Annotated in this window: 18 protein-coding genes; 15 read left to right on the top strand and 3 right to left on the bottom strand. The window is 70.7% G+C overall.

What is annotated here, in order from left to right:
- Nucleotides 1–9: 9 nt before the first annotated feature.
- The gene (locus tag CCK91_RS04260) at nt 10–708 is read left to right on the top strand and encodes an IclR family transcriptional regulator (RefSeq protein WP_086472985.1); all 699 of its coding nucleotides are present in this window, start codon (nt 10–12) and stop codon (nt 706–708) included.
- A 6-nt stretch (nt 709–714) separates the two neighbouring features.
- Here the strand turns inward: CCK91_RS04260 and CCK91_RS04255 are convergent, their stop codons facing one another.
- Nucleotides 715–2,088 (bottom strand): MFS transporter, encoded by a 1,374-nt coding sequence (locus tag CCK91_RS04255; protein ID WP_086472984.1) that lies wholly within the window; start codon nt 2,086–2,088, stop codon nt 715–717.
- Nucleotides 2,089–2,245: 157 nt separating this feature from the next.
- Here CCK91_RS04255 and CCK91_RS04250 point away from each other — a divergent pair, with 157 nt between their 5' ends.
- The 7 genes from CCK91_RS04250 to CCK91_RS04220 all read left to right on the top strand — a co-directional run bounded on the left by CCK91_RS04250 (nt 2,246) and on the right by CCK91_RS04220 (nt 10,091).
- Nucleotides 2,246–3,028, top strand: coding sequence for a 2-keto-4-pentenoate hydratase (locus tag CCK91_RS04250; protein ID WP_064297105.1), 783 nt, complete (start codon nt 2,246–2,248; stop codon nt 3,026–3,028).
- Nucleotides 3,013–3,825, top strand: coding sequence for an HpcH/HpaI aldolase family protein (locus CCK91_RS04245; protein ID WP_086472983.1), 813 nt, complete (start codon nt 3,013–3,015; stop codon nt 3,823–3,825). Before CCK91_RS04250 ends, CCK91_RS04245 begins: the two co-directional genes overlap by 16 nt.
- 59 nt (nt 3,826–3,884) lie before the next feature.
- The gene (locus CCK91_RS04240; protein WP_207568178.1) at nt 3,885–5,381 is read left to right on the top strand and encodes a fumarylacetoacetate hydrolase family protein; all 1,497 of its coding nucleotides are present in this window, start codon (nt 3,885–3,887) and stop codon (nt 5,379–5,381) included.
- Entirely contained in the window at nt 5,378–6,124 is a 747-nt protein-coding gene (locus tag CCK91_RS04235; protein WP_086472982.1) for a GntR family transcriptional regulator, read from the top strand. The genes CCK91_RS04240 and CCK91_RS04235 overlap by 4 nt, the downstream gene beginning before the upstream one ends.
- Nucleotides 6,121–7,635 carry a 5-carboxymethyl-2-hydroxymuconate semialdehyde dehydrogenase gene (gene hpaE, locus CCK91_RS04230; RefSeq protein WP_086472981.1) on the top strand — a complete coding sequence of 505 codons (1,515 nt, stop codon included), beginning with the start codon at nt 6,121–6,123 and terminating at the stop codon, nt 7,633–7,635. The genes CCK91_RS04235 and hpaE overlap by 4 nt, the downstream gene beginning before the upstream one ends.
- Nucleotides 7,636–7,687: 52 nt before the next feature.
- Nucleotides 7,688–8,827: a 3,4-dihydroxyphenylacetate 2,3-dioxygenase gene (hpaD, locus tag CCK91_RS04225; RefSeq protein ID WP_086472980.1), complete on the top strand. Its 1,140-nt coding sequence runs from the start codon at nt 7,688–7,690 to the stop codon at nt 8,825–8,827.
- Between the two features lie 100 nt (nt 8,828–8,927).
- The gene (locus CCK91_RS04220) at nt 8,928–10,091 is read left to right on the top strand and encodes a GNAT family N-acetyltransferase (protein ID WP_086472979.1); all 1,164 of its coding nucleotides are present in this window, start codon (nt 8,928–8,930) and stop codon (nt 10,089–10,091) included.
- Nucleotides 10,092–10,107: 16 nt separating this feature from the next.
- On the opposite strand, the gene CCK91_RS04215 is transcribed toward CCK91_RS04220, so the two are convergent.
- On the bottom strand, nt 10,108–10,686 hold the full coding sequence (locus CCK91_RS04215) for a TetR/AcrR family transcriptional regulator (protein ID WP_165766983.1): 579 nt from the start codon (nt 10,684–10,686) through the stop codon (nt 10,108–10,110).
- Nucleotides 10,687–10,732: 46 nt separating this feature from the next.
- On the opposite strand from CCK91_RS04215, the gene CCK91_RS04210 reads away from it, so the two are divergent.
- The 5 genes from CCK91_RS04210 (at nt 10,733) to CCK91_RS04190 (ending at nt 16,944) form a co-directional block, all read left to right on the top strand.
- Nucleotides 10,733–11,929 carry a DUF418 domain-containing protein gene (locus tag CCK91_RS04210; RefSeq protein ID WP_086472977.1) on the top strand — a complete coding sequence of 399 codons (1,197 nt, stop codon included), beginning with the start codon at nt 10,733–10,735 and terminating at the stop codon, nt 11,927–11,929.
- A 4-nt stretch (nt 11,930–11,933) separates the two neighbouring features.
- On the top strand, nt 11,934–13,331 hold the full coding sequence (locus CCK91_RS04205; protein ID WP_086472976.1) for an epoxide hydrolase N-terminal domain-containing protein: 1,398 nt from the start codon (nt 11,934–11,936) through the stop codon (nt 13,329–13,331).
- A gap of 209 nt (nt 13,332–13,540) precedes the next feature.
- Nucleotides 13,541–14,719 carry an MFS transporter gene (locus tag CCK91_RS04200; RefSeq protein WP_133059932.1) on the top strand — a complete coding sequence of 393 codons (1,179 nt, stop codon included), beginning with the start codon at nt 13,541–13,543 and terminating at the stop codon, nt 14,717–14,719.
- Nucleotides 14,720–14,745: 26 nt separating this feature from the next.
- Entirely contained in the window at nt 14,746–15,339 is a 594-nt protein-coding gene (locus CCK91_RS04195) for a class I SAM-dependent methyltransferase (RefSeq protein WP_086473171.1), read from the top strand.
- 153 nt (nt 15,340–15,492) lie between these two features.
- Complete coding sequence (locus tag CCK91_RS04190) at nt 15,493–16,944, top strand: FAD-dependent monooxygenase (protein ID WP_086473170.1); 1,452 nt, start codon at nt 15,493–15,495, stop codon at nt 16,942–16,944.
- Between the two features lie 62 nt (nt 16,945–17,006).
- On the opposite strand, the gene CCK91_RS04185 is transcribed toward CCK91_RS04190, so the two are convergent.
- Nucleotides 17,007–17,990, bottom strand: coding sequence for an alpha/beta fold hydrolase (locus CCK91_RS04185; protein ID WP_086472974.1), 984 nt, complete (start codon nt 17,988–17,990; stop codon nt 17,007–17,009).
- Nucleotides 17,991–18,119: 129 nt separating this feature from the next.
- On the opposite strand from CCK91_RS04185, the gene CCK91_RS04180 reads away from it, so the two are divergent.
- Both CCK91_RS04180 and CCK91_RS04175 read left to right on the top strand, forming a co-directional pair.
- Nucleotides 18,120–19,328, top strand: coding sequence for an FAD-dependent monooxygenase (locus tag CCK91_RS04180; RefSeq protein ID WP_086472973.1), 1,209 nt, complete (start codon nt 18,120–18,122; stop codon nt 19,326–19,328).
- Entirely contained in the window at nt 19,325–20,089 is a 765-nt protein-coding gene (locus tag CCK91_RS04175) for a YqjF family protein (RefSeq protein WP_086472972.1), read from the top strand. The genes CCK91_RS04180 and CCK91_RS04175 overlap by 4 nt, the downstream gene beginning before the upstream one ends.

The following is a 20,089-nucleotide window of genomic DNA, read 5'->3' as shown; positions in this document are numbered from 1 at the left end:
GGTCGGAGCGTGACCGATGCCAGCAGCGCCCACTCCCAGACGCTCTCGCGCGGCATCCGGATCCTCGAGGTCCTGGCCGACGCGCGCACCCCGCTCACGATCGACGCGCTGAGCGCGACGCTCGGCCTGCACCGCAGCGTCACCTACCGGCTGCTGCGCACGCTCGAAGACCACCGCCTGGTCGTCCGCGACGGTACGGGACGGATCGCACTCGGATCGCGCCTGGCAGCCCTCGCCGCCGGCGTCTCGCACGATCTGCAGGCCGCCGCCCTGCCCGAGCTGACGGCGATCGCGAACGAGCTCGGCATGACCTGCTTCCTCACCGTGCTGGACGGCGATGAGATCGTCACGCTCGTCAGCGTCGAGCCACGGCACACGATGGGGTCGATCGCCCAGCGGCCCGGCACCCGGCACCCGGTCGGCGTCGGCGCTCCCGGCAAGGCGATCGCGTCCCGGCTGCCTGCGTCGCAATGGCCGGACGCCCTCGACGACGACCACCGCGCCGAGCTGGCGGTGGTCCGCGAACAGGGCTGGGCGTCGAGCCACGACGAGGTCATCACCGGCCTCCGCGCCATCGCCGCGCCGCTCGCCGCGCACGGCTCGCCGGCCTCAGCCCTCGCGGTCGTCTACGTCTCCAGCAGCCGACCCGAAACCGAGATCGCGGCCCGCCTCATCGAGGGGGCCGCGACCATCGCGTCGTCGGTCTGACCGCGGCTACCTCCGCGCGCCGTAGACCTGACCACGGCTCTGCTCGTCCTCCGCCTCGCCACCGAGCGGGATGCCCGTGCGGTCACGCAGGAGGAGGGTCGCCGCGAAGGCGATAACGATCATGCCGGCGATGTAGAACGCGACACTCGTCGACGACCCCGTGACCTGCACCAGCCAGGTCGCGATCGTCGGTGCGAACGCGCCACCGAGGATGGCCCCGATCGCGTAGGTGACCGACACACCCGTGTAGCGGATCGACGCGGGGAACAGTTCGGCGAAGTACGCCGCCTGCGGCCCGTAGGTGAAGCCGTTGCCGATCGTGAACAGCGCGAGCCCGAGGAACAACAGCCACGGGTCACCGGTGTTGACGAGCGGGAAGAGCACGAAGACGGTGGCCAGGAACGCGACCCAACCGATGATGTAGGTGTTGCGTCGGCCGATCCGGTCGGAGAGTGAACCCGCGAACCACGTGACGATGAGCCAGACGATGGCCGACCCCGTCACCGCGAGCAGCACCGGCGTCCGCTCCATGCCCACCAGGCCACCGTCGGCGAGCGGCGTCGTCGCGTAGTTCTGGATGTAGCCGCCCGTGGTCATGTAGCCGGCGGCGTTGTTGCCGGCGAAGGTGAGCGCTGCGAGCAGCACGAGCAGCCAGTGGTGGCGGAAGAGCTCGACGATCGGGACCCGGCGGCGCTCCTTGTTGCGGGCGAGGGCGACGAAGACCGGGCTCTCGTCGACCTTCCGGCGCACGACGTAGCCGACGATGATCAGGACGAAGCTCAGCAGGAACGGGATGCGCCAGCCCCATTCGAGGAACGCCGCGCCGGGCGAGATCACCCCCGTCATGAGGGCGAGCATGCCGGAGGCGAGGAGGAGACCGATCGGGACGCCGATCTGCGGGAACGCCCCGAACCGGCCGCGGCGACCGGTGGGGGCGTGCTCGACGGCCATGAGGACGGCGCCACCCCACTCCCCGCCGGTCGACAGCCCCTGCAGGATACGCAGGAGCACGAGCAGGGCGGGGGCGACGATCCCGATCTGGTCGTACGTCGGCAGCAGACCGATGAGCGTCGTGGCGGCTCCCATGAGGAAGAGCGTGATGACGAGCATCTTCTTCCGGCCGATGCGGTCGCCGAAGTGCCCGGCGACGAACGCGCCGAGCGGCCGGAACAGGAAGCTGACGCCGACGGTCGCGAACGACAGCAGCAGCGCGGCCTGCGGTCCCGCCGGCTGGAAGAAGAGCTGCGAGAAGACGAGTCCTGCGGCGCTCGCGTAGAGGAAGAAGTCGTACCACTCGACCGTGGTGCCGATGACGGTGGCGAAGGCCACGCGCCGGAGTTCCGCGGGCGTCGTCGCTCGCGCCAGTGATGCGGTTGTCATTGTCTCGAGACCCCTTTGTCCGTCGCGGCCCGTCATTGGACCGCCAGAATGTACACCACATCGTATACAATCGTGATCACCGCGCAAGAGGCAGTCGATGACGACGCACCGTATCGTGATCGCAGGCCGCAGTCGACGCAGATGAGGACGGGACGCGATGCAGGATCACGAACGACAGGCGATCGCCGACGAGCTGGCGGCGGCGCACGAGGAGCGGAGCGTCATCCCCCTGCTCACCGCCCGACACCCGGACATGACCATCGAGGACTCCTACGCCGTGCAGGCGCTGTGGGCCGAACGCCGCATCGCCGCCGGTCGGCGCGTCGTCGGCCACAAGATCGGCCTCACCTCGAAGGCGATGCAGCAGGCCACCGGGATCACCGAACCCGACTACGGCGTCATCCTCGACGACCAGGTCTTCGACTCGGGCGCGACGCTCGACTTCGACGCCTACTCCAACGTCCGCGTGGAGGTCGAGCTGGCGTTCGTCCTCGGTCGCCCACTGCAGGGGCCGCACTGCACGATCTTCGAGGTGCTCGACGCGACCGACCACATCGTCCCGGCGCTCGAGGTCCTCAACTCCCACATCGAACTCGACGGCCGCACGATCGTCGACACCATCGCCGACAACGCGGCCCTCGGTGCCATGGTGCTCGGCGGAACGCCCGTCCGCCCGGACGCGATCGACCCGCGATGGGTCTCGGCCCTGCTCTACCGCAACCAGACCATCGAGGAGTCGGGCGTCGCCGGCGCCGTCCTCGGGCACCCGGCACTCGGCGTCGCGTGGCTCGCCGGAAAGCTCGCCCAGCACGGCGGGAGTCTCGCCGCCGGGGAGATCATCCTGTCGGGATCGTTCACGAGACCGATGTGGGTCGAGCGGGGCGACACCGTCCACGCCGAATACCAGGGACTGGGAGCCGTGACATGCCGATTCGAATGACCTTGCCGCCTACCTTCGGCGAGCGCCTGCGCACCGCGGACCGACCCCTCGTCGGGATGTGGGTGGTGTCGGGGAGCCCGATCGCGGCGGAGATCGCTGCGGGCAGCGGGCTCGACCTGCTCCTCATCGACGGCGAGCACTCGGCGAACACCCTGGAGAGCATCCAGCTACAGCTGCAGGTGGTGGCCGCCTCCCCGGTGTGCCCGCTGGTGCGGGTGCCATTCGGCGACGCGGTCGTCATCAAGCAGGTGCTCGACCTCGGGGCGCAGAACCTCATCGTGCCCATGGTGTCGTCGGCCGAGCAGGCGGCGGCGCTCGTACAGGCCGTGCGGTACCCGCCGCAGGGCGTCCGTGGGGTCGGCAGCGCGCTCGCGAGGTCCTCCCGCTGGAACCGGGTCGACGACTATCTCGCGCAGGCGGACGACTCGGTGTCGCTCACGGTGCAGATCGAGTCCGCGGAGGCCGTCGAGCAGGCCGAGGAGATCCTCGCGGTCGACGGCGTGGACGCGGTGTTCGTCGGTCCGGCCGACCTCTCGGCGTCGCTCGGCCTGCTCGGTCAGCAGGGGCACCCCACCGTGGTCAGCGCCGTCGAGCGGGTGCTCGATGCCGCCACCGCCGCGGGCAAGCCGGCCGGCGTGAACGCCTTCGACCCCGTCATGGCGGAGCACTACCTCGACCGCGGGGCGTCCTTCGTCCTCGTCGGTGCGGACGTGTCGCTCCTCGCACGCGCATCCGAGCAGTTGGCCGAGCGCTTCATCGACGGCCGGAGCGACGCGACCCGCGGCGACGGGTACTGACCCTTCCGCGCCGCGTGCGGATCGTATACGATTCTGGATACCGACAACGAGGACGTGTGATGAGCAGCCACCAGGGCATCGAAGGCCTCCCGAAGAGCGGGGGCGGCAAGATCATCGCCGTCCACCTCAACTACCCGTCACGGGCGGCTCAGCGCGGCCGCACACCGGAGCACCCCTCGTACTTCCTCAAGCCGTGGTCCTCCGTCTCGGGCACGGACGGCACCGTCGAGCGCCCGGTCGGCGCGGAGCTGCTCGCCTTCGAGGGCGAGATCGCGATCATCATCGGTGCCGCGGCCCGCCGCGTCCGCGTCGAGGACGCCTGGCAGCACGTCTCGGGCGTCACCGCTGCGAACGACTTCGGGCTCTACGACCTCCGCAGTGCCGACAAGGGGTCGAACCTGCGCTCGAAGGGCGGCGACGGCTACACGCCGCTCGGCCCGTCCGTCATCCCCGCCGAGCAGATCGATCCGGCCGCCCTCCGTGTGCGCACCTGGGTCAACGGTGTCGTCGTCCAGGACGACACGAGCGACACACTGCTCTTCCCCTTCGCCCAGCTCATCGCCGACCTCTCGCAGCTCTCGACGCTCGAGCCCGGCGACGTCATCCTGACCGGTACACCCGCCGGCTCCTCCGTCGTCGTGCCCGGCGACGTCGTCGAGGTCGAGGTCGACGCACCGACCGCACCCGGCACCCCGACGAGCGGTCGACTCGTGACGACGGTCGTCGAGGGCACCGAGCCCTTCGGCGGGTTCGGCGCGAAGCCGGCCGCCGACGACCATCAGCGGATCGAAGCCTGGGGGGACGCTGCGGCGGCGGGTCTGCCCGCACCGGCTGAGCCTCCCACCGCCGCATCGCCCGCCGAACCACTCGATCCCGCGGTCGCCGAGCAGCTCGCCTCGGTCTCGACGGCGACGCTCAGCGCCAAGCTCCGGGCCCGCGGGTACACCGAGGTCTTCATCGAGGGCGTCCACGCCTCGCGACCGGGCACTCGCATGGTCGGCGTGGCCCGCACGCTCCGCTTCGTCGCCTACCGGCCCGACCTCTTCGCCGAGCGCGGCAACGGGTTCAACGCGCAGAAGCGCATCTTCGACACGGTCGAGGCCGGCGAGATCATCGTGATCGAGGCACGCGGCGAGCGCGGCACGGGCACCGTCGGCGACGTCCTCGCACTTCGGGCGCAGCAGCGCGGAGCGGCCGGGGTCGTCACCGACGGCGGGATCCGCGATGCCGAGCAGGTCGCGGCGTTCGACCTGCCGACCTTCTCGCAGGGTCCGCACCCGTCCGTCCTCGGGCGCCGCCATGTGCCGTGGGAGACCGACGTCGCGATCACCTGCGGCGGGGCGACCGTCCTGCCGGGCGACGTGATCGTCGGGGACGGTGACGGCGTCATCGCGATCCCCCGGGCGCTCGCCGCCGAGGTCGCCGCGGAGGCGGTCGTGCAGGAGGCGGAGGACGCCTGGATCGCCGAGCAGGTCCGTGGCGGTGCCGCCGTCGACGGCCTCTTCCCGCTGAACGCCGAGTGGCGGGCGCGATACGAGAGCGAGCAGGGACGATGAGCCGACCACACCCGACGACCGGGCAGGAGGCGTCGCTCAGCAAGTCCGAGCGCGCCTACCGGTTCATCCGCGAGGCCATCGACGAGGGGCGCTTCGTCCCCGGGTACCGGCTGGTGCTCGGACAGATCGCCGGTGAGCTCGACATCAGCGTGGTCCCGGTGCGCGAGGCGATCCGCCGGCTGGAGGCCGAGGGGCTCGTGACGTTCGAGCGCAACGTCGGCGCGCAGGTCGCGATGCTGCACGAGACCGAGTACCTCTTCACGATGCAGACGCTCGCCCTCGTCGAGGGCGCAGCGACCTCGATGAGTGCCGCTTACCTCACCGACGACCATCTGGCGCGCGCCCGCGAGATCAACGAGCGGATGCGCCGCACGCTCGACGACTTCGACCCGCACGCGTTCACGGCGCTGAACCTGGAGTTCCACACCGTCCTCTTCGAGGAGTGCCCGAACCCGCACGTCCTCGACCTCGTCCACCGCGGCTGGCGGCGGCTGAACGCGCTCCGCGATTCGACGTTCAGCTTCGTGCCCGGCCGCGCGCGGGAGTCGGTCGCCGAGCACGACGGCATCCTCGAACTCATCGCCGCCGGCGCGCAGCCGCTCGAGATCGAGATCGCCGCCCGCGACCACCGCACGGCGACCCTCGACGCCATGCTCGCGTACCAGGCGGAGCACCAGCCGCCCACCGCGGCCCGCCCGACGTCGTCACCGCCGTCCACCACCGACCGGAGGAACCACCCATGACCCAGCACGTTCCGGCAGCGTTGCCCGACCGTATCCGGCATTACATCGACGGCGCGTTCGTCGACTCGGTCGACGGCGACACCTTCGACGTCCTCGATCCGGTGTCGAACGAGACCTACGTCCAGGCCGCCGCCGGCAAGCAGGCGGACATCGACCTCGCCGTCGCCGCAGCGAAGCGGGCCTTCGACGAGGGTCCGTGGCCGCGGCTCCTCCCCCGCGAGCGCAGCCGGATCATGCACCGGGTCGCCGATGCCGTCGAAGCGCAGGACGCCCGCCTCGCGGAGCTCGAGAGCTTCGACACCGGACTGCCGATCACGCAGGCGCTCGGTCAGGCGAAGCGCGCCGCCGAGAACTTCCGGTTCTTCGCCGACCTGATCGTCGCCCAGCACGACGACACCTACAAGGTGCCCGGGCGGCAGCTCAACTACGTCAACCGCAAGCCCATCGGCGTCGCGGGGCTCATCACGCCTTGGAACACGCCGTTCATGCTCGAGAGCTGGAAGCTCGCTCCGGCCCTCGCGACCGGCAACACGGTCGTCCTGAAGCCGGCGGAGTTCACCCCGCTCTCGGCGAGCCTGTGGGCGGACATCTTCCGCGACGCCGGTGTGCCCGACGGGGTGTTCAACCTCGTGAACGGGCTCGGTGAGGACGCCGGCGACGCCCTCGTGAAGCACCCGGACGTGCCGCTCATCTCGTTCACCGGCGAGAGCAGCACCGGTCAGCTCATCTTCGCGAACGCCGCGCCGTTCCTGAAGGGGCTCTCGATGGAGCTCGGTGGCAAGTCACCGGCCGTCGTGTTCGCCGACGCCGACCTCGACGACGCCCTCGACGCGACGGTGTTCGGGGTGTTCTCGTTGAACGGCGAGCGCTGCACCGCCGGAAGCCGCATCCTCGTCGAGCGGAGTGTCTACGACGACTTCGTCGAGCGCTACGCCGAGCGGGCCCGCAACATCGTCGTCGGGCACCCGAACGACCCGGCCACCGAGGTCGGCGCGCTGGTGCACCCGGAGCACTACGAGAAGGTCATGGGCTACGTCGAGATCGGCAAGACCGAGGGCCGCCTCGTCGCCGGCGGCGGTCGCCCCGAGGGGTTCCCGACGGGCAACTACGTCGCGCCGACGGTCTTCGCCGACGTCCCGCCGACCGCCCGCATTTTCCAGGAAGAGATCTTCGGACCGGTCGTGGCCATCACCCCCTTCGACTCCGACGAGGAGGCGCTCGCGCTCGCGAACGACACGAAGTACGGGCTCGCCGCCTACATCTGGACGAACGACCTCAAGCGCGCCCACACCTTCTCCCAGAACGTGCAGGCCGGAATGGTGTGGCTGAACTCGAACAACGTGCGCGACCTCCGCACCCCGTTCGGCGGGGTGAAGGCCTCAGGGCTCGGGCACGAGGGCGGCTACCGCTCGATCGACTTCTACACCGACCAGCAGGCGGTGCACATCACGCTGAACCAGGCGCACTCCCCGCGCTTCGGGACCGGTGTGCCGCTGCAGGCCGCGCACTGACCGCTCCCGGTCGACCTCCACCCAGCAATCGAGATCAGCAAGGACGCAGATCATGTCGAACCCCATCACCCCGTCGTCGGCCGAGCCCGTCGTGACCGCAACCGACCCGATCCCCGTGCCCGTGAACCGCATTCCGACGCCCGCCACCACCCCGCCGGACATCCTCCGGTGCGCCTACATGGAGATCGTCGTCACGGATCTCGCCGCGAGCCGGAAGTTCTACGTCGACGTCCTCGACCTCGTGGTCACGGAGGAGGACGAGACGACCGTCTACCTGCGGAGCTTCGAGGAGTTCATCCACCACAACCTCGTGCTGCGGCAGGGGCCGGTGGCGGCGGTCGCCGCGTTCAGCTACCGGGTGCGGAGTCCTGAGGACCTCGACCGCGCGGTCGCCTTCTACACGGAGCTCGGGTGCCGGGTGGAGCGTCGGGCCGAGGGGTATGTGAAAGGCATCGGCGACTCGGTGCGCGTCGAGGATCCGCTCGGGTTCCCCTACGAGTTCTTCTACGACGTGGAGCACGTCGAGCGGTTGGCGTGGCGCTACGACCTGTACACACCGGGCGCGCTCGTGCGGCTCGACCACTTCAACCAGGTCACGCCCGACGTGCCGCGGGCGGTCGCGTACATGGAGGACCTCGGGTTCCGTGTCACGGAGGACATCCAGGACGAGGCCGGGACGACGTACGCGGCCTGGATGCGCCGGAAGCCGACGGTGCACGACACCGCGATGACGGGTGGTGACGGACCACGCATGCACCACGTGGCGTTCGCGACGCATGAGAAGCACAACATCATCGCGATCTGCGACAAGCTCGGCGCGCTTCGGATGTCGGACGTCATCGAGCGCGGCCCCGGCCGGCACGGCGTCTCGAACGCGTTCTACCTGTACATCCGTGACCCCGACGGCCACCGGATCGAGATCTACACCCAGGACTACTACACGGGCGACCCCGACAACCCGGTGGTCACGTGGGACGTGCACGACAACCAGCGGCGCGACTGGTGGGGCAACGCCGTCGTGCCGAGTTGGTACACGGACGCGTCGCTCGTGCTCGACCTCGACGGCGAGCCGAAGCCGGTCGTCTCCCGGACCGACGACTCCGAACTCGAGGTCACGATCGGTGCCGACGGCTTCTCCTACACCCGCAAGGGCGACGAGGCCCAGGGCTTCAAGCTCGGCAACACGCTCTAGGCCTCAGTTCGTTCGCCCATTCTTGGGCCACGCAGTGTCCGCTCGCCCAAACATGGGCGAATGAACTGAGCCGGTCGCGCCACTTCCCTATGCTGGCTGGATGATGAGCCCGGTCGGCTACACCTCGTTCACCGGATCCGCACCCGACGACGTGTGGGGTGAGGTCACGCAGCTGTTCGTCGCGGCGTTCACCGCCGAGCCGTACAACGAGGATGCGATCGACCTCGCGACCATCCGGCAGTGGGGCCCGGAGCATCTCGGCCACCGCGGCGGACGCCTCGTCATCGCCACGGTCGACGGCCGGATCGTGGGCTTCGCGCTCGCCCACGGCCTCGACGCCGACCCGGCCTGGCTCGGCATCCTGGCGCAACTGGCCGACTCCAGCAGCACGGCTGCGGCCGCCCTCGCGCATCCGGTGGAGGCCGTCGTCGTCCACGAACTCGCCGTCGCGGAGGATCAGCGCGGACGTGGGATCGCCCGCGGCTGCCTGGCCGCCGTCCTGCAGGACCGCTCCGAGACGCAGACGGTCATCGGCGTCTACGAGCGCGCGACCGAGGCGGCAGCGATGTACCGCAGCTGGGGACTCAGCGAGCTCGGCCGTGTACCGATGCCCGGCGACGCGATCGCCCTCCGCGTCCTGACCGCACCAACGACCGAGCTGGTCTCGCGCCTGCGAACCACCAACCCCGAGTCGGCACGGATGACCCGGCGGATGCTCTGGCTCAGCCCCTGGGAGTGGGACTGTTGCGGCGGGCCATTGGAACCCGGCCAACGGGTGACCCTCTCAGTCTGGCCCGTCGACGATGGACAGCGGACCTGGCTGACCGAGGCGATCGGTGCGGATCTGACGGCGCGGATCGACGGTGTCGAGATGCACCACGAGGAGGACGCCGCACCGGAGCGGCTGACGGGCAGGCTGGCGAAGCTGTCGAGGGTGTCGATGCCGTCCCGCTTGGTGCGCACGAAACGTCCCCTGTTACCGCAAGGAGCCGCCCGGGCCGCACTGCGCCCCGTCGGCCCGCCGGGGAGCGGCGTGTTCATTGGCTCGCGCCCTTCCGAGTACGTCACGCATCACGAACCGGTCCCCGGACTCCCGGTCGTGAGCCTCGCGCCACGGATCCCGCCGGAATCGGAATTCGAGAACGCCGACGTCCGAGCAGCGGCTCAAGCGGCGGTCGAGGTCCGAGAACTCGACACGGCGACGAGCGAGGTCGAACTCCGACTCGTCGGCTACCTCGTCGAGCTCGAACTGGACGTCGACTGAGCCGGACCCGCGCCGTTCAGCACGCGCGGCGCAGGCTCCGCAGCGTCGCGTCGATCAGGCGTTCGGCGCGCTCCGGCGTCATCCGCTCGGACTGCTCCGCTGCTCGCGCGACCGCGATGCCGTCGAGCACCGCGAGCAGGAGCGCCGCATCGTCCGCGGCCAGGCCGTCATCAGGGAACGCGGCGACGAGCAGCCGCAGGAGGACCTCCTCGGTGCGGGCCCAGTCAGCGGCGTGGATCGCTCGCACCTCGGTCTCCGTGCTCGCCCGCGCGGCGAAGGCGACCCAGACGATCCCATCGGTCAGGTCATCACCCTCGATGCAGGCGATCTCACGACAGAAGATCCGAAGTCGCTCCTCCTCGGACGCCACAGCCCCGAGCCGCGCTGCCACACGCCGACGGAACCGCTCGTTGACCTCGGTCATCGCCGCGACGACCAGCCGGTCCTTCGTCGGGAAGTGATGCTGGACCGCGCCGACGGAGACACCGGCCTCGCTCGCGACCGTGCGGATCGTCAGCGCATCGGCTCCGCGCGACGCCATGATCCGCAGCAGTGCATCGAGGATCCGATCCCTGTTCGTGTCCTGCTCGGTCATCGCCTCCGCTTTCGCCATCGCCCACTGGACAGGGTACGGTCTTCACATGACCAATACGAGCGTATTGCCGCCATCGCCGCCGACCTCCCGACGCATCGCCGCACTCGACGTGGTCCGCGGACTCGCGATCCTCGGCACGCTCGGCACGAACATCTGGGTGTTCTCGCACCCCTGGGGCCTGCTCGGGATGCTCTCGGCCCCGGTGACGCCGGAGACCGGCCCCGCGGCGGGCACGATCCAGCTCGCCCTCATGGCACTCACGCAGGGCAAGTTCCTCGCCCTCCTGACCCTGATGTTCGGCGCGGGACTCGCGATCCAGCACGCCACCGCACGCCGACGCGAGCAGCGCTGGCCGGGCCGGTACCTGTGGCGCACCACCCTGCTCCTCATCGACGGTGCCGTGAACTACGTCCTCATCGCAGAGTTCGACGTCCTCATGGGCTATGCGGTCACCGGCGCCATCGTCGCCTGGCTCCTGCTCACCAGGCCCCGCGCCCAGCGCGCCATGATCGCCGTCTTCGGCGCGCTGCACGTCCTCCTCATCAGCACGATCGTCGCGTTCATCGCCACGACGCCGGCGATGTCGGGCGACCTCCCGCTCCCCGCCGGACCGAGCCCCTACGCCACTGAAACGTTCCTCGGCCTGGCGATCTTCCGGCTCGACAACGTGGGGGTCTTCCGCGCGGAGCCCGTGCTGATCGGATTCCTCACGCTCGCGATGTTCCTCGCCGGCGCACACCTCTTCCAGGCCGGGGTCTTCGGGGAGACCGGCGGTCGACTCCGACGCCGCCTGATGATCATCGGGGCCTGCGCGCTCCCGGTCGACCTCGCCCTCGGGATCTGGGGCGGCACCGCAGGGCTCCTCGCCGAACGCTACCTGGCCGCGCCCCTCGTGGCACTCGGCATCCTCGGCGCCACCGTCGAGCTCTGTCGCCGCTTCGGCACCGACGGCTGGATCGCCTCACGCCTCCGCGAACTCGGGAAGGTCGCCTTGAGCGCGTACCTGCTCCAGAACCTCCTCGGCGGCGCGATCTTCTACGGCTGGGGCTTCGGCCTCGCCGAACTCACCGCTCCGTGGCGTGTCCCGGTCACCGTCGCCGCGTTCGTCGTCATCGCCGCGCTCGTGACCGGCTTCGCCCACCTCTGGCTCCGGCGGTTCGCACTCGGCCCCGTCGAATGGCTCTGGAAACGCGGTGCGGAGCTCGGGACGAAGCAGCCGGAGGGCCGACCCTCGCTACGGTGAGACCATGACCACCGTGCACCTGACCGGCCAGTTGATCTGCGCGACACCGACCGACGCGGCGATCGTCGAGAGCCATCTACCGGAGCATGTCGCGCTCACCCGCGCCGAACCGGGGTGCGCGTCGTTCGAGGTGACGCTGACGGACGACCCGCTCGTCTGGGACGTCGCCGAGGTCTTCGAGGACGACGAGTCGTTCGCGGCGCATCAGGCCCGCGTCGCGTCCAGCGCGTGGGGACGCGCGACCGCGGGCATCGAACGCCGCTACCAGGTGACCCGGTCGCCAGCAGGCCGGACCGTCATGGACGTCAGCGAGGACGACCTCGCCGACCTCCGCCGCAGACTCCACGACACCCGCTGGCCTGACCGGTGGCCGACCGCCGGTTGGGAGGCCGGCACCGACCAGGACGAGCTGCGGCGGCTCGTCACGTACTGGGCGGACGACTTCGACTGGGCGGCACAGCAGCGGGACATCAACGCACTGCCGTGGCACCGGGCCGAGATCGGCGGGGCCGCCATCACCTACCTCCGGTTCGACGCCGAGGCCCCGGGCGGCATCCCCGTCGTCCTCACGAACGGATGGCCGAGCACCGCCCTCGAACTGGTCGGACTCGCCAGGCGCCTCGCGACGCCGTCCCGCTTCGGCGGGGACCCGGCGAGCGCCGTCACCGTCATCGTGCCCGCGCTGCCCGGACTGCCGTTCTCGCCGCAACGGCCGACCTTCGGCGACCAGACGCACGAGCTGTGGCACACGCTCATGCACGATCACCTCGGCTTCGCCCGGTACGCCGCCCACGGAGGCGACCTCGGGGCCGGGGTCACCTCTCGGCTCGCGCAGGCGCATCCCGAGGCGGTCGCCGGGATCCATGTCCTCGCGGTCGCCGCGCCGCGCGAGGTCGACGCCGACACGCTCACCGAGGAGGAGCGGGCACATCTCGCCCGGGTCGATGCGTGGGACGCCGAGGAGGGTGCGTATGAGCATCAGCACCACACGCGTCCGCTCACGCTCGCTCCAGCGCTGTCCGACTCCCCCGTCGGCCTACTCTCGTGGATCCTCGAGAAGCATCGGGCCTGGAGCGATTGCGGCGGCGACGTCTCGTCCCGGTTCAGCGACGACTACCTCGCGACGCTCGCCTCCGTCTACTGGTTCACGAACGCGATCGGAACCTCGCTCCGCCCGTACTACGAGTCCGCGACCGGGATAACGACGCGTGTCGACCGGGTCGAGGTGCCGACCGCGGTCGCGCTCTTCCCGCACGACCTCGCGAGCCCGCCTCGCAGCTGGGCAGAGCGGAACTACGACGTGCGACGGTTCACGACCATGCCCCGAGGCGGCCATTTCGCACCGCACGAGGAGCCCGAGCTCCTCGCGGACGACATCCGGGCGTTCCTGACGACGCTGTAGCGGACGGCAGCGCGACGCTCGTCGTTGCCGGTAGGCTGCCCGACATGTCTCCAGTTCGTGATTGATCGGCCCGCGCGTCGTCTCCGACGCTCGTCCCGATCCTGATCACCCCGCGCGCCGTCGAGCGCGCCCGTTTCACTGGAGTTCTTCTCATGCCGTCCACCCGGACAGCGCGTTATCTCGACGTGCTCGCACTTCCCCATGTCCCGTTGACCTTCGGGTCCGCTCTCGTCGGCAGATCCGCCTACGCGCTGGTACTGCTCCCCCTGCTCTACGCGGTCTCCGAAGCGACCGGTTCGATCGCCCTCGCCGGTGGCGCGGTGGCCGTCTACGGCGCCACGGCGAGCCTCCTCGCACCGCTTCGGGCCTGGTTCATCGACCGCCACGGCGCGCGTCGCGTCCTGGCCATCCTGATCCTCGTCTTCGGTGGCGCCATCGCGGGCCTGGCCGTCGCGTCCCTCACCGCCGCTCCCGGGGCGCTGTTGATCACGCTCGCAGGACTCGCCGGCGCGTTCGCTCCGCCGCTCGGCCCGACGATGCGTGTCGCCTGGGGTCGGCTCACGCCAGACGGTGAACTCCTGCGCAAGGCACTCAGCCTGGATGCGGTCATCGAGGAGCTCCTCTACCTCGCGGGACCCGCGGCGGCGGGGCTGGCCCTCGCCGTCATCGCCCCGGGGACGGCGCTCCTCGTGCCCGCCGGGTTCGTCCTCATCGGCGGACTCCTCTTCGTGAGCACGTCGACCGTCGGCAGCATGGCCCCGCAGGATCGCAGCGTCCCTCGGCACGACCGTGGACGGTCACTCCTGCTCGACGCCCGCTTCATCGCCATCCTCCTGCCGGTGCTGGTCGCCGGGACGGTCTCGGGCACGATCAGTGTCGCCGTACCGGTCGTGCTCGCGGAACACGGTGGTGCAGCTGCCGCGGGCATCGCCCTCGGACTCTTCGCCGGCGGGAGTGCCCTCGGCGGGCTGCTCTACGGGGCGCTCTCGGTCCCGGGGTCGGCCGTCCGCCAGCTGGTCGCACTCGCGGGGGCACTCCTCGTCTCGGCATCGCTCATCGCCGCGGTGACCGGCTTCCTCGCCGTCAGCGTCGTCCTCGCGGTCGCCGGGCTGTTCTTCTCGCCGATCATGATCGTCTCCTACGTCGCCGCGCACGCAGCCGGTGGGCGGTACCAGCAGAACGCCGCGACGACCTGGGTGAACACGGGACACAACATCGGTGCGGCAGCGGGCAGTGCGATCGCCGGCGTCCTCATCCAAGCTGCCGGTGCGCCCACCGCGGTCGTCGGTATCTGCGCGGCGGCAGCCGTCGTCGTCCTCGTCGCGGCGGCCCTCGCCAGGCTCACGCCGGGTGAGTCGTCCACCGGGGACGACTCACCGCAGGCGTGATCGGGGCCCATCGGTACGGTGAGAGCATGAGCACCGTTCGAGACGCCTACGCCCGACGGTCCACCGAGTACGCGAAGCTGCTAGGCACGATGGCTTCGGTTCACCCGTCGGACCGGCAACTCGTGTCCTCCTGGGCCGACCGGATCGCCGGTCCCGCGCTGGACGCCGGCTGCGGCCCGGGACATTGGACGGCGTACCTCGCCTCGCGCGGGCTCGACATCCGTGGCGTCGACCTGGTCCCCGAGTTCATCGCGCATGCCCGCGCCGAGCACCCGGAAACCCGGTTCGATCTCGGCAGCCTCGACACCCTCGACGCGGAGACCGGCTCTGTGGGCGGCGTCCTCGCCTGGTACTCGCTGATCCACCACCGTCCCGACACGATCGACGCCTCACTCGCCGAATTCGCTCGCGTGCTCCGGCCGGGTGGCGAACTCCTGATCGGCTGCTTCGAGGGGCAATCGGTCGAGCCGTTCGACCATGCCGTGGTGACGGCCTATCGCTGGCCGATCACGGAGCTGGCCGAGCACGTGCGCCGGGCGGGGTTCGAGGTCACCGAGACGCACACGAGGACGAGCCTCGATCAGCGACCGCACGGAGCGATCCTCGCGACCCGCATGTGACGCCTCGGGTGGGGCCGGGGGGTGCTGGACGCAGGGGGCCCGCGTCTCCTCGCAGTTCCAGAGTACGCCGGGCACCGGGGCTTGCCGCAAGACCCCCTCCGGCCTCCAGAATGGGTGGCCGCGGTCGCCTCCGACCACGAGAACGGGGTCCTCATGCACGACGTCATCATCAGCGGTGGCGGCCCGACCGGCATGATGCTGGCCGCCGAACTCCGCCTCCACGGCGCCGACGTCCTCGTCCTCGAGCGGGACGCCGAGCCGAGCCCTGTCGTGCGGTCGTTGGGCCTCCACCCGCGGAGCATCGAGATCCTCGATCAGCGCGGCATCCTCGACCGGTTCCTCGCCGAGGGCACGCGGTACCCGGGCGCCACCGGTCACTTCGCCGGCATCGTCCCGCCGCGACCCGTGGCGCTCGACACCACGCATGATTACGTCCTCGGTCTCCCGCAGCCGGTGACCGATCGACTGCTGACCGAGCGCGCGGTCGAGCTCGGCGCCGAAGTGCGTCGCGGGAGCGCACTTGTCGGCTTCGAACAGGACGACGACGGCGTCACCGTCGAGCTGGACGACGGTGAGCGCCTGCGGGCGCGGTGGCTCGTCGGGTGCGACGGCGGGCGGAGCACCGTCCGGAAGATCCTCGGCATCGGCTTCCCCGGCGAGCCCGCGCAGACCGAATGGATCCTCGGGGAGATCCAGGTCGCCCTCCCGGCCGACGAGGTCGCCGCCATCGCCGAGGAGGTCCGAAAGACGCACCGCGGCTTCGGCATCGGGCCGGTGTCCGACGGCTTCTTCCGCGCGGTGGCGCCCGCCGACGCTCCCGCCGACGAACGCCTGGCGACTCCCACCATCGAGGAGTTCCGGGCCCGGCTCGAGCGCTTCGCCGGGACCGACTTCGGCGCACACTCCCCGCGCTGGCTGTCGCGCTTCACCGATGCGACGAGACTCGCCGAGCACTACCGGGTCGGCCGCGTGCTCATCGCCGGTGACGCCGCCCACGTGCACCCGCCCCTCGGCGGGCAGGGCCTCAACCTCGGGATCCAGGACGCGTTCAACCTCGGATGGAAGCTGGCCGCCGAGCTCGTAGGCTGGGCACCGGCCGACCTCCTCGACACCTACGCGATGGAGCGCCGCCCGGTCGCCGACGACGTCCTCACGCTCACCCGAGCGCAGAGCGTCCTCCTGTCCCCCGACCCCGGCCCGCAGGCGGTGCGTCGACTGTTCTCGGAGCTGATGCGGTTCGACGACGTGGCCCGCTTCCTGGGCGAGCGGATCGCGTCAACCGGCATCCGGTACGACGTCGGAGGTCCTGTCGCCGCGGTGGACGACGGGTCGCTGCTCGGTCGACGGCTCCACGACCTCCCCCTGGCCGACGGCGGGCGCTTGTTCGCCCTCCTCCACGAGGGTCGCGGACTCCTGCTCGACCAGACCGGTGAGCACACCGTCACCGGCTGGGCGGACCGCGTCGACCGAGTCGTCACCACGACCCCGGAGCTCGCGGCCACGGCGGTGCTCCTGCGCCCGGATGGTCACGTGGTCTGGCTGGCCGACGGGCGGGAACCACTCGAACCGGCCCTCCGGCGCTGGTTCGGCGAACCGACACGGTGAGGTGAGGCGGTTCGTCGCACGGTCCGAGGCTGAGCGACGATCCGCCGCATCGCAGCGAGCGCTCAGTCGTGGTCGATGGAGGCGACCGCGTCGGCCACCTGCGACTTCCCCTCGGCCACGCGGTCGTCGTCATCGGTGACGATCCCGATCGTCTCCTCGATCCGACCTCCGACCGCCTGGATGATGGCCGCGGGCTGCGGTGCCTCCGGCTCCTTGTCGTCGCTCCCGTCCGAGTCCTCGGGGTAGACCTGGAGTCGGTCGTCGTCGCCGTCCGCCACCGTGCGCCTGGCGTGGTCGACGCAGAGCTTCGCGACCTCCTCGGCGTGCGCGTACATGACGGAGTGCGCTGCGCCGGGGATCTCCCAGAGGCGTGAGGAGGGCAGGAGTTCACCGACCCGCTCCACCCACTCGCGCGGCGCGACGGCGTCGTACTCGCCACGGATCACGAGCGTGTGCGCCTGTACCTTCGGCAGGGCCTCCTCGATCGGGTAGGTCAGCATCTCCGGCAGGACCCGCGAGAACCATTTGAAGCCACAGAAGACGTAGGCGCTGACAGCGAGCACCTTCACGGTGAGCGGTTCGTGCCAGCTCGACTGCAGGAAGCGGACCGCCTGGGTGAACACCCGCCGCTGACCGGGCACGACGACTGGCCCGATGAGGATGAGGGTGGACAGCTCCGGGCGCCGGGAGACGAGGTCGCTGACGACCTGGCTGCCCATCGAGTGGCCGACGATGATCGGGTCCTTGAGATCGAGCTCGTCGATGACCCGGCCGACGAGGTCCGCGTACTCGCGGATCGTGAGCGTCGACGAGGGGTGCGGCACCCCACCGAAGCCGGGGAGGTCGAGCGCGTGCACCGGCCCGAACTCGTTGAGGTGCGGCGCGAGGCGCTCGAAGTAGGTGGACGAGACACCGATGCCGGGGATGAGGATGAAGGAGCGATCCCCGCTGGATCCCACGGAGTTGACCCGGACGTAGACGTCGCCGTCGTAGACGCGATCGACCCGCACACTCCGCTTGCGACGCTTGCGTTCGATCCTCGACATGCCCCAAGCGTACAAGCGGCCGACACCTGCACCGCCGGAGCTGTCAACCATGCGGGATTCGGATCGGCGAGCGCGATGATGGAGGCAACCGGAGCGGCAGTCCCACGCTCCCCGAGAGGTGGCACCACGATGACCGTTCCCCGCGTCCTGATCTCCGGAGCCAGCATCGCCGGCCCCGGCCTGGCGTTCTGGCTGAACCGCTACGGCTGGGAGACGACGGTCGTCGAGCGCGCGCCGACGTTCCGCGACGGCGGCCAGAACATCGACGTGCGAGGCGCTGCTCGCGAGGTCCTGCGACGCGCGGGCCTCGAGGACGCGGCACGCGAGGCGACCACCGGCGAGCGCGGCACCCGATTCGTCGGCGACGCCGGTGAGACGATCGCCGAGTTCCCGGTGTCGGACTCCGAGACCGACGGCGCGACCGCCGAGGTCGAGATCCTCCGTGGCGACCTGGCCCGCATCTTCATCGACGCGACGGACGGCTCCACCACCTACCGGTACGGCGACCACATCACCGGACTCGACGACGACGGCGAACGGGTCCTCGTGTCCTTCGCGCATGGAGCTGACGAGGCGTTCGACCTCGTCATCGCGGCGGACGGCATCCGATCGTCGACCCGCGAGCTGGCCTTCCCCGGCGAAGCGGTGACCCGGTCCCTCGGGCTCGAGATGACGTACCTCACCATCCCGCGCGACGACGCCGACGTGCCGTGGTGGCAGTGGTATTCGGGCGTCGGCGGCCGCAGCGTCACGCTCCGACCCGACCGGCACGGCACCACCCGGGCCGTCCTCACGGAGGTCACGTCCGACCGCGGCGACGGCGTCGTCCCCGCGCGCCGCGACCTCGACGCGCAGCGACGGCATCTCCGGAACCGGTTCGTCGGACTCCCCTGGCAGGCGAACCGGATCCTCGAGCATCTCGACGACAGCGACGACGTCTACTACGAGTCCATCGGCCAGGTCAGGACGCCCCGCTGGGCATCCGGTCGGGTCGCGCTGCTCGGCGACGCGGCCTGGTGCGCGTCGCCCGTCAGCGGCATGGGGACGAGCTTGTCGATCGTCGGCGCCTATGTGCTGGCCGGCGAGCTGGCCGCGCACGTGCACCACCGGGACGCCTTCCGCGGGTACGAACGCATCATGCGCCCGTACGTCGAGCAGGCCCAGTCGCTGCCGCCCGGTACGCCGCAGCTCGCCAATCCGACCTCGAAGGCCGGCGTCGCCGCGTTCCGCACCGCACTCCGCGTGGCCGGGTCGAAGCCGGCGAAGCTCGTCGGTGCGCAATTGTTCTCCCCGCCGGCCGACAAGATCGACCTGCCCGAGTACGAGCACCTGGCATGACGACCTCCACCGGCGAGCCCAAAGAAATCTCCGTGACCGCACCGGCACTGTCCGGCCCGGTCGTCGCCGCGCAGGAGTGGCGGGACCTGGCGTTCGTCCATTGGCGCGTCCCGGCGAGCGCCGTCGCGCCACTGCTGCCGCCAGGGGTGGTCCCCGACGTCTTCGACGGTTCCACGTGGGTCGGGCTGATCGCCTTCCAGTTGGGCGACGCCCGCATCGGCCCACTGCCGCCGTCGCCGGTCGGCGGCTCCTTCACCGAGGTGAACGTCCGGCTGTACGGGGTCGACGCCGAGGGGCGTCGCGGCGTCGTGTTCCGGTCGCTCGAGGCGTCGAGCCTGCCGGCGGTCCTCGCGGCTCGCGCGATGTTCGGCCTGCCTTACCAGTGGGCGCGGACCGCGCAACGGCCGACGGACGACGGCTGGGAGTACGCGTCGCGGCGGATCACCGGGTCGCCGACGACACGAGGTCCGGGCTTCCAGCTCGGCGTCGACGTCGACCGGGCGACGACCGTCGACGACGAGCTGTCGCAGTTCCTGACGGCGCGGTGGGGGCTCTTCCAGAGCCGCTTCGGTCGGACGCAGTGGTTGCCGAACGAGCACGAACCGTGGGTCCTGCACCCGGCGCGCGTCACCTCGTTGCGAGACGAGCTCTGCGCGGCGGCGGGCCTCCCGGGTGTCGTCGAGCTCGAGCCCGACTCGGTGCTCTTCAGCCCCGGCGTGACCGCCCGATTCGGCATCGGCTCGTTCCTCGCCCGCTCGTAG

Origin of the sequence: Plantibacter elymi (nom. nud.) (genome assembly GCF_900177795.1) — a bacterium.
GTDB lineage: Bacteria > Actinomycetota > Actinomycetes > Actinomycetales > Microbacteriaceae > Plantibacter > Plantibacter elymi.
The sequence above is the reverse complement of the archived record's forward strand: the minus strand, read 5'-3'. Positions and strand labels throughout refer to the sequence as shown.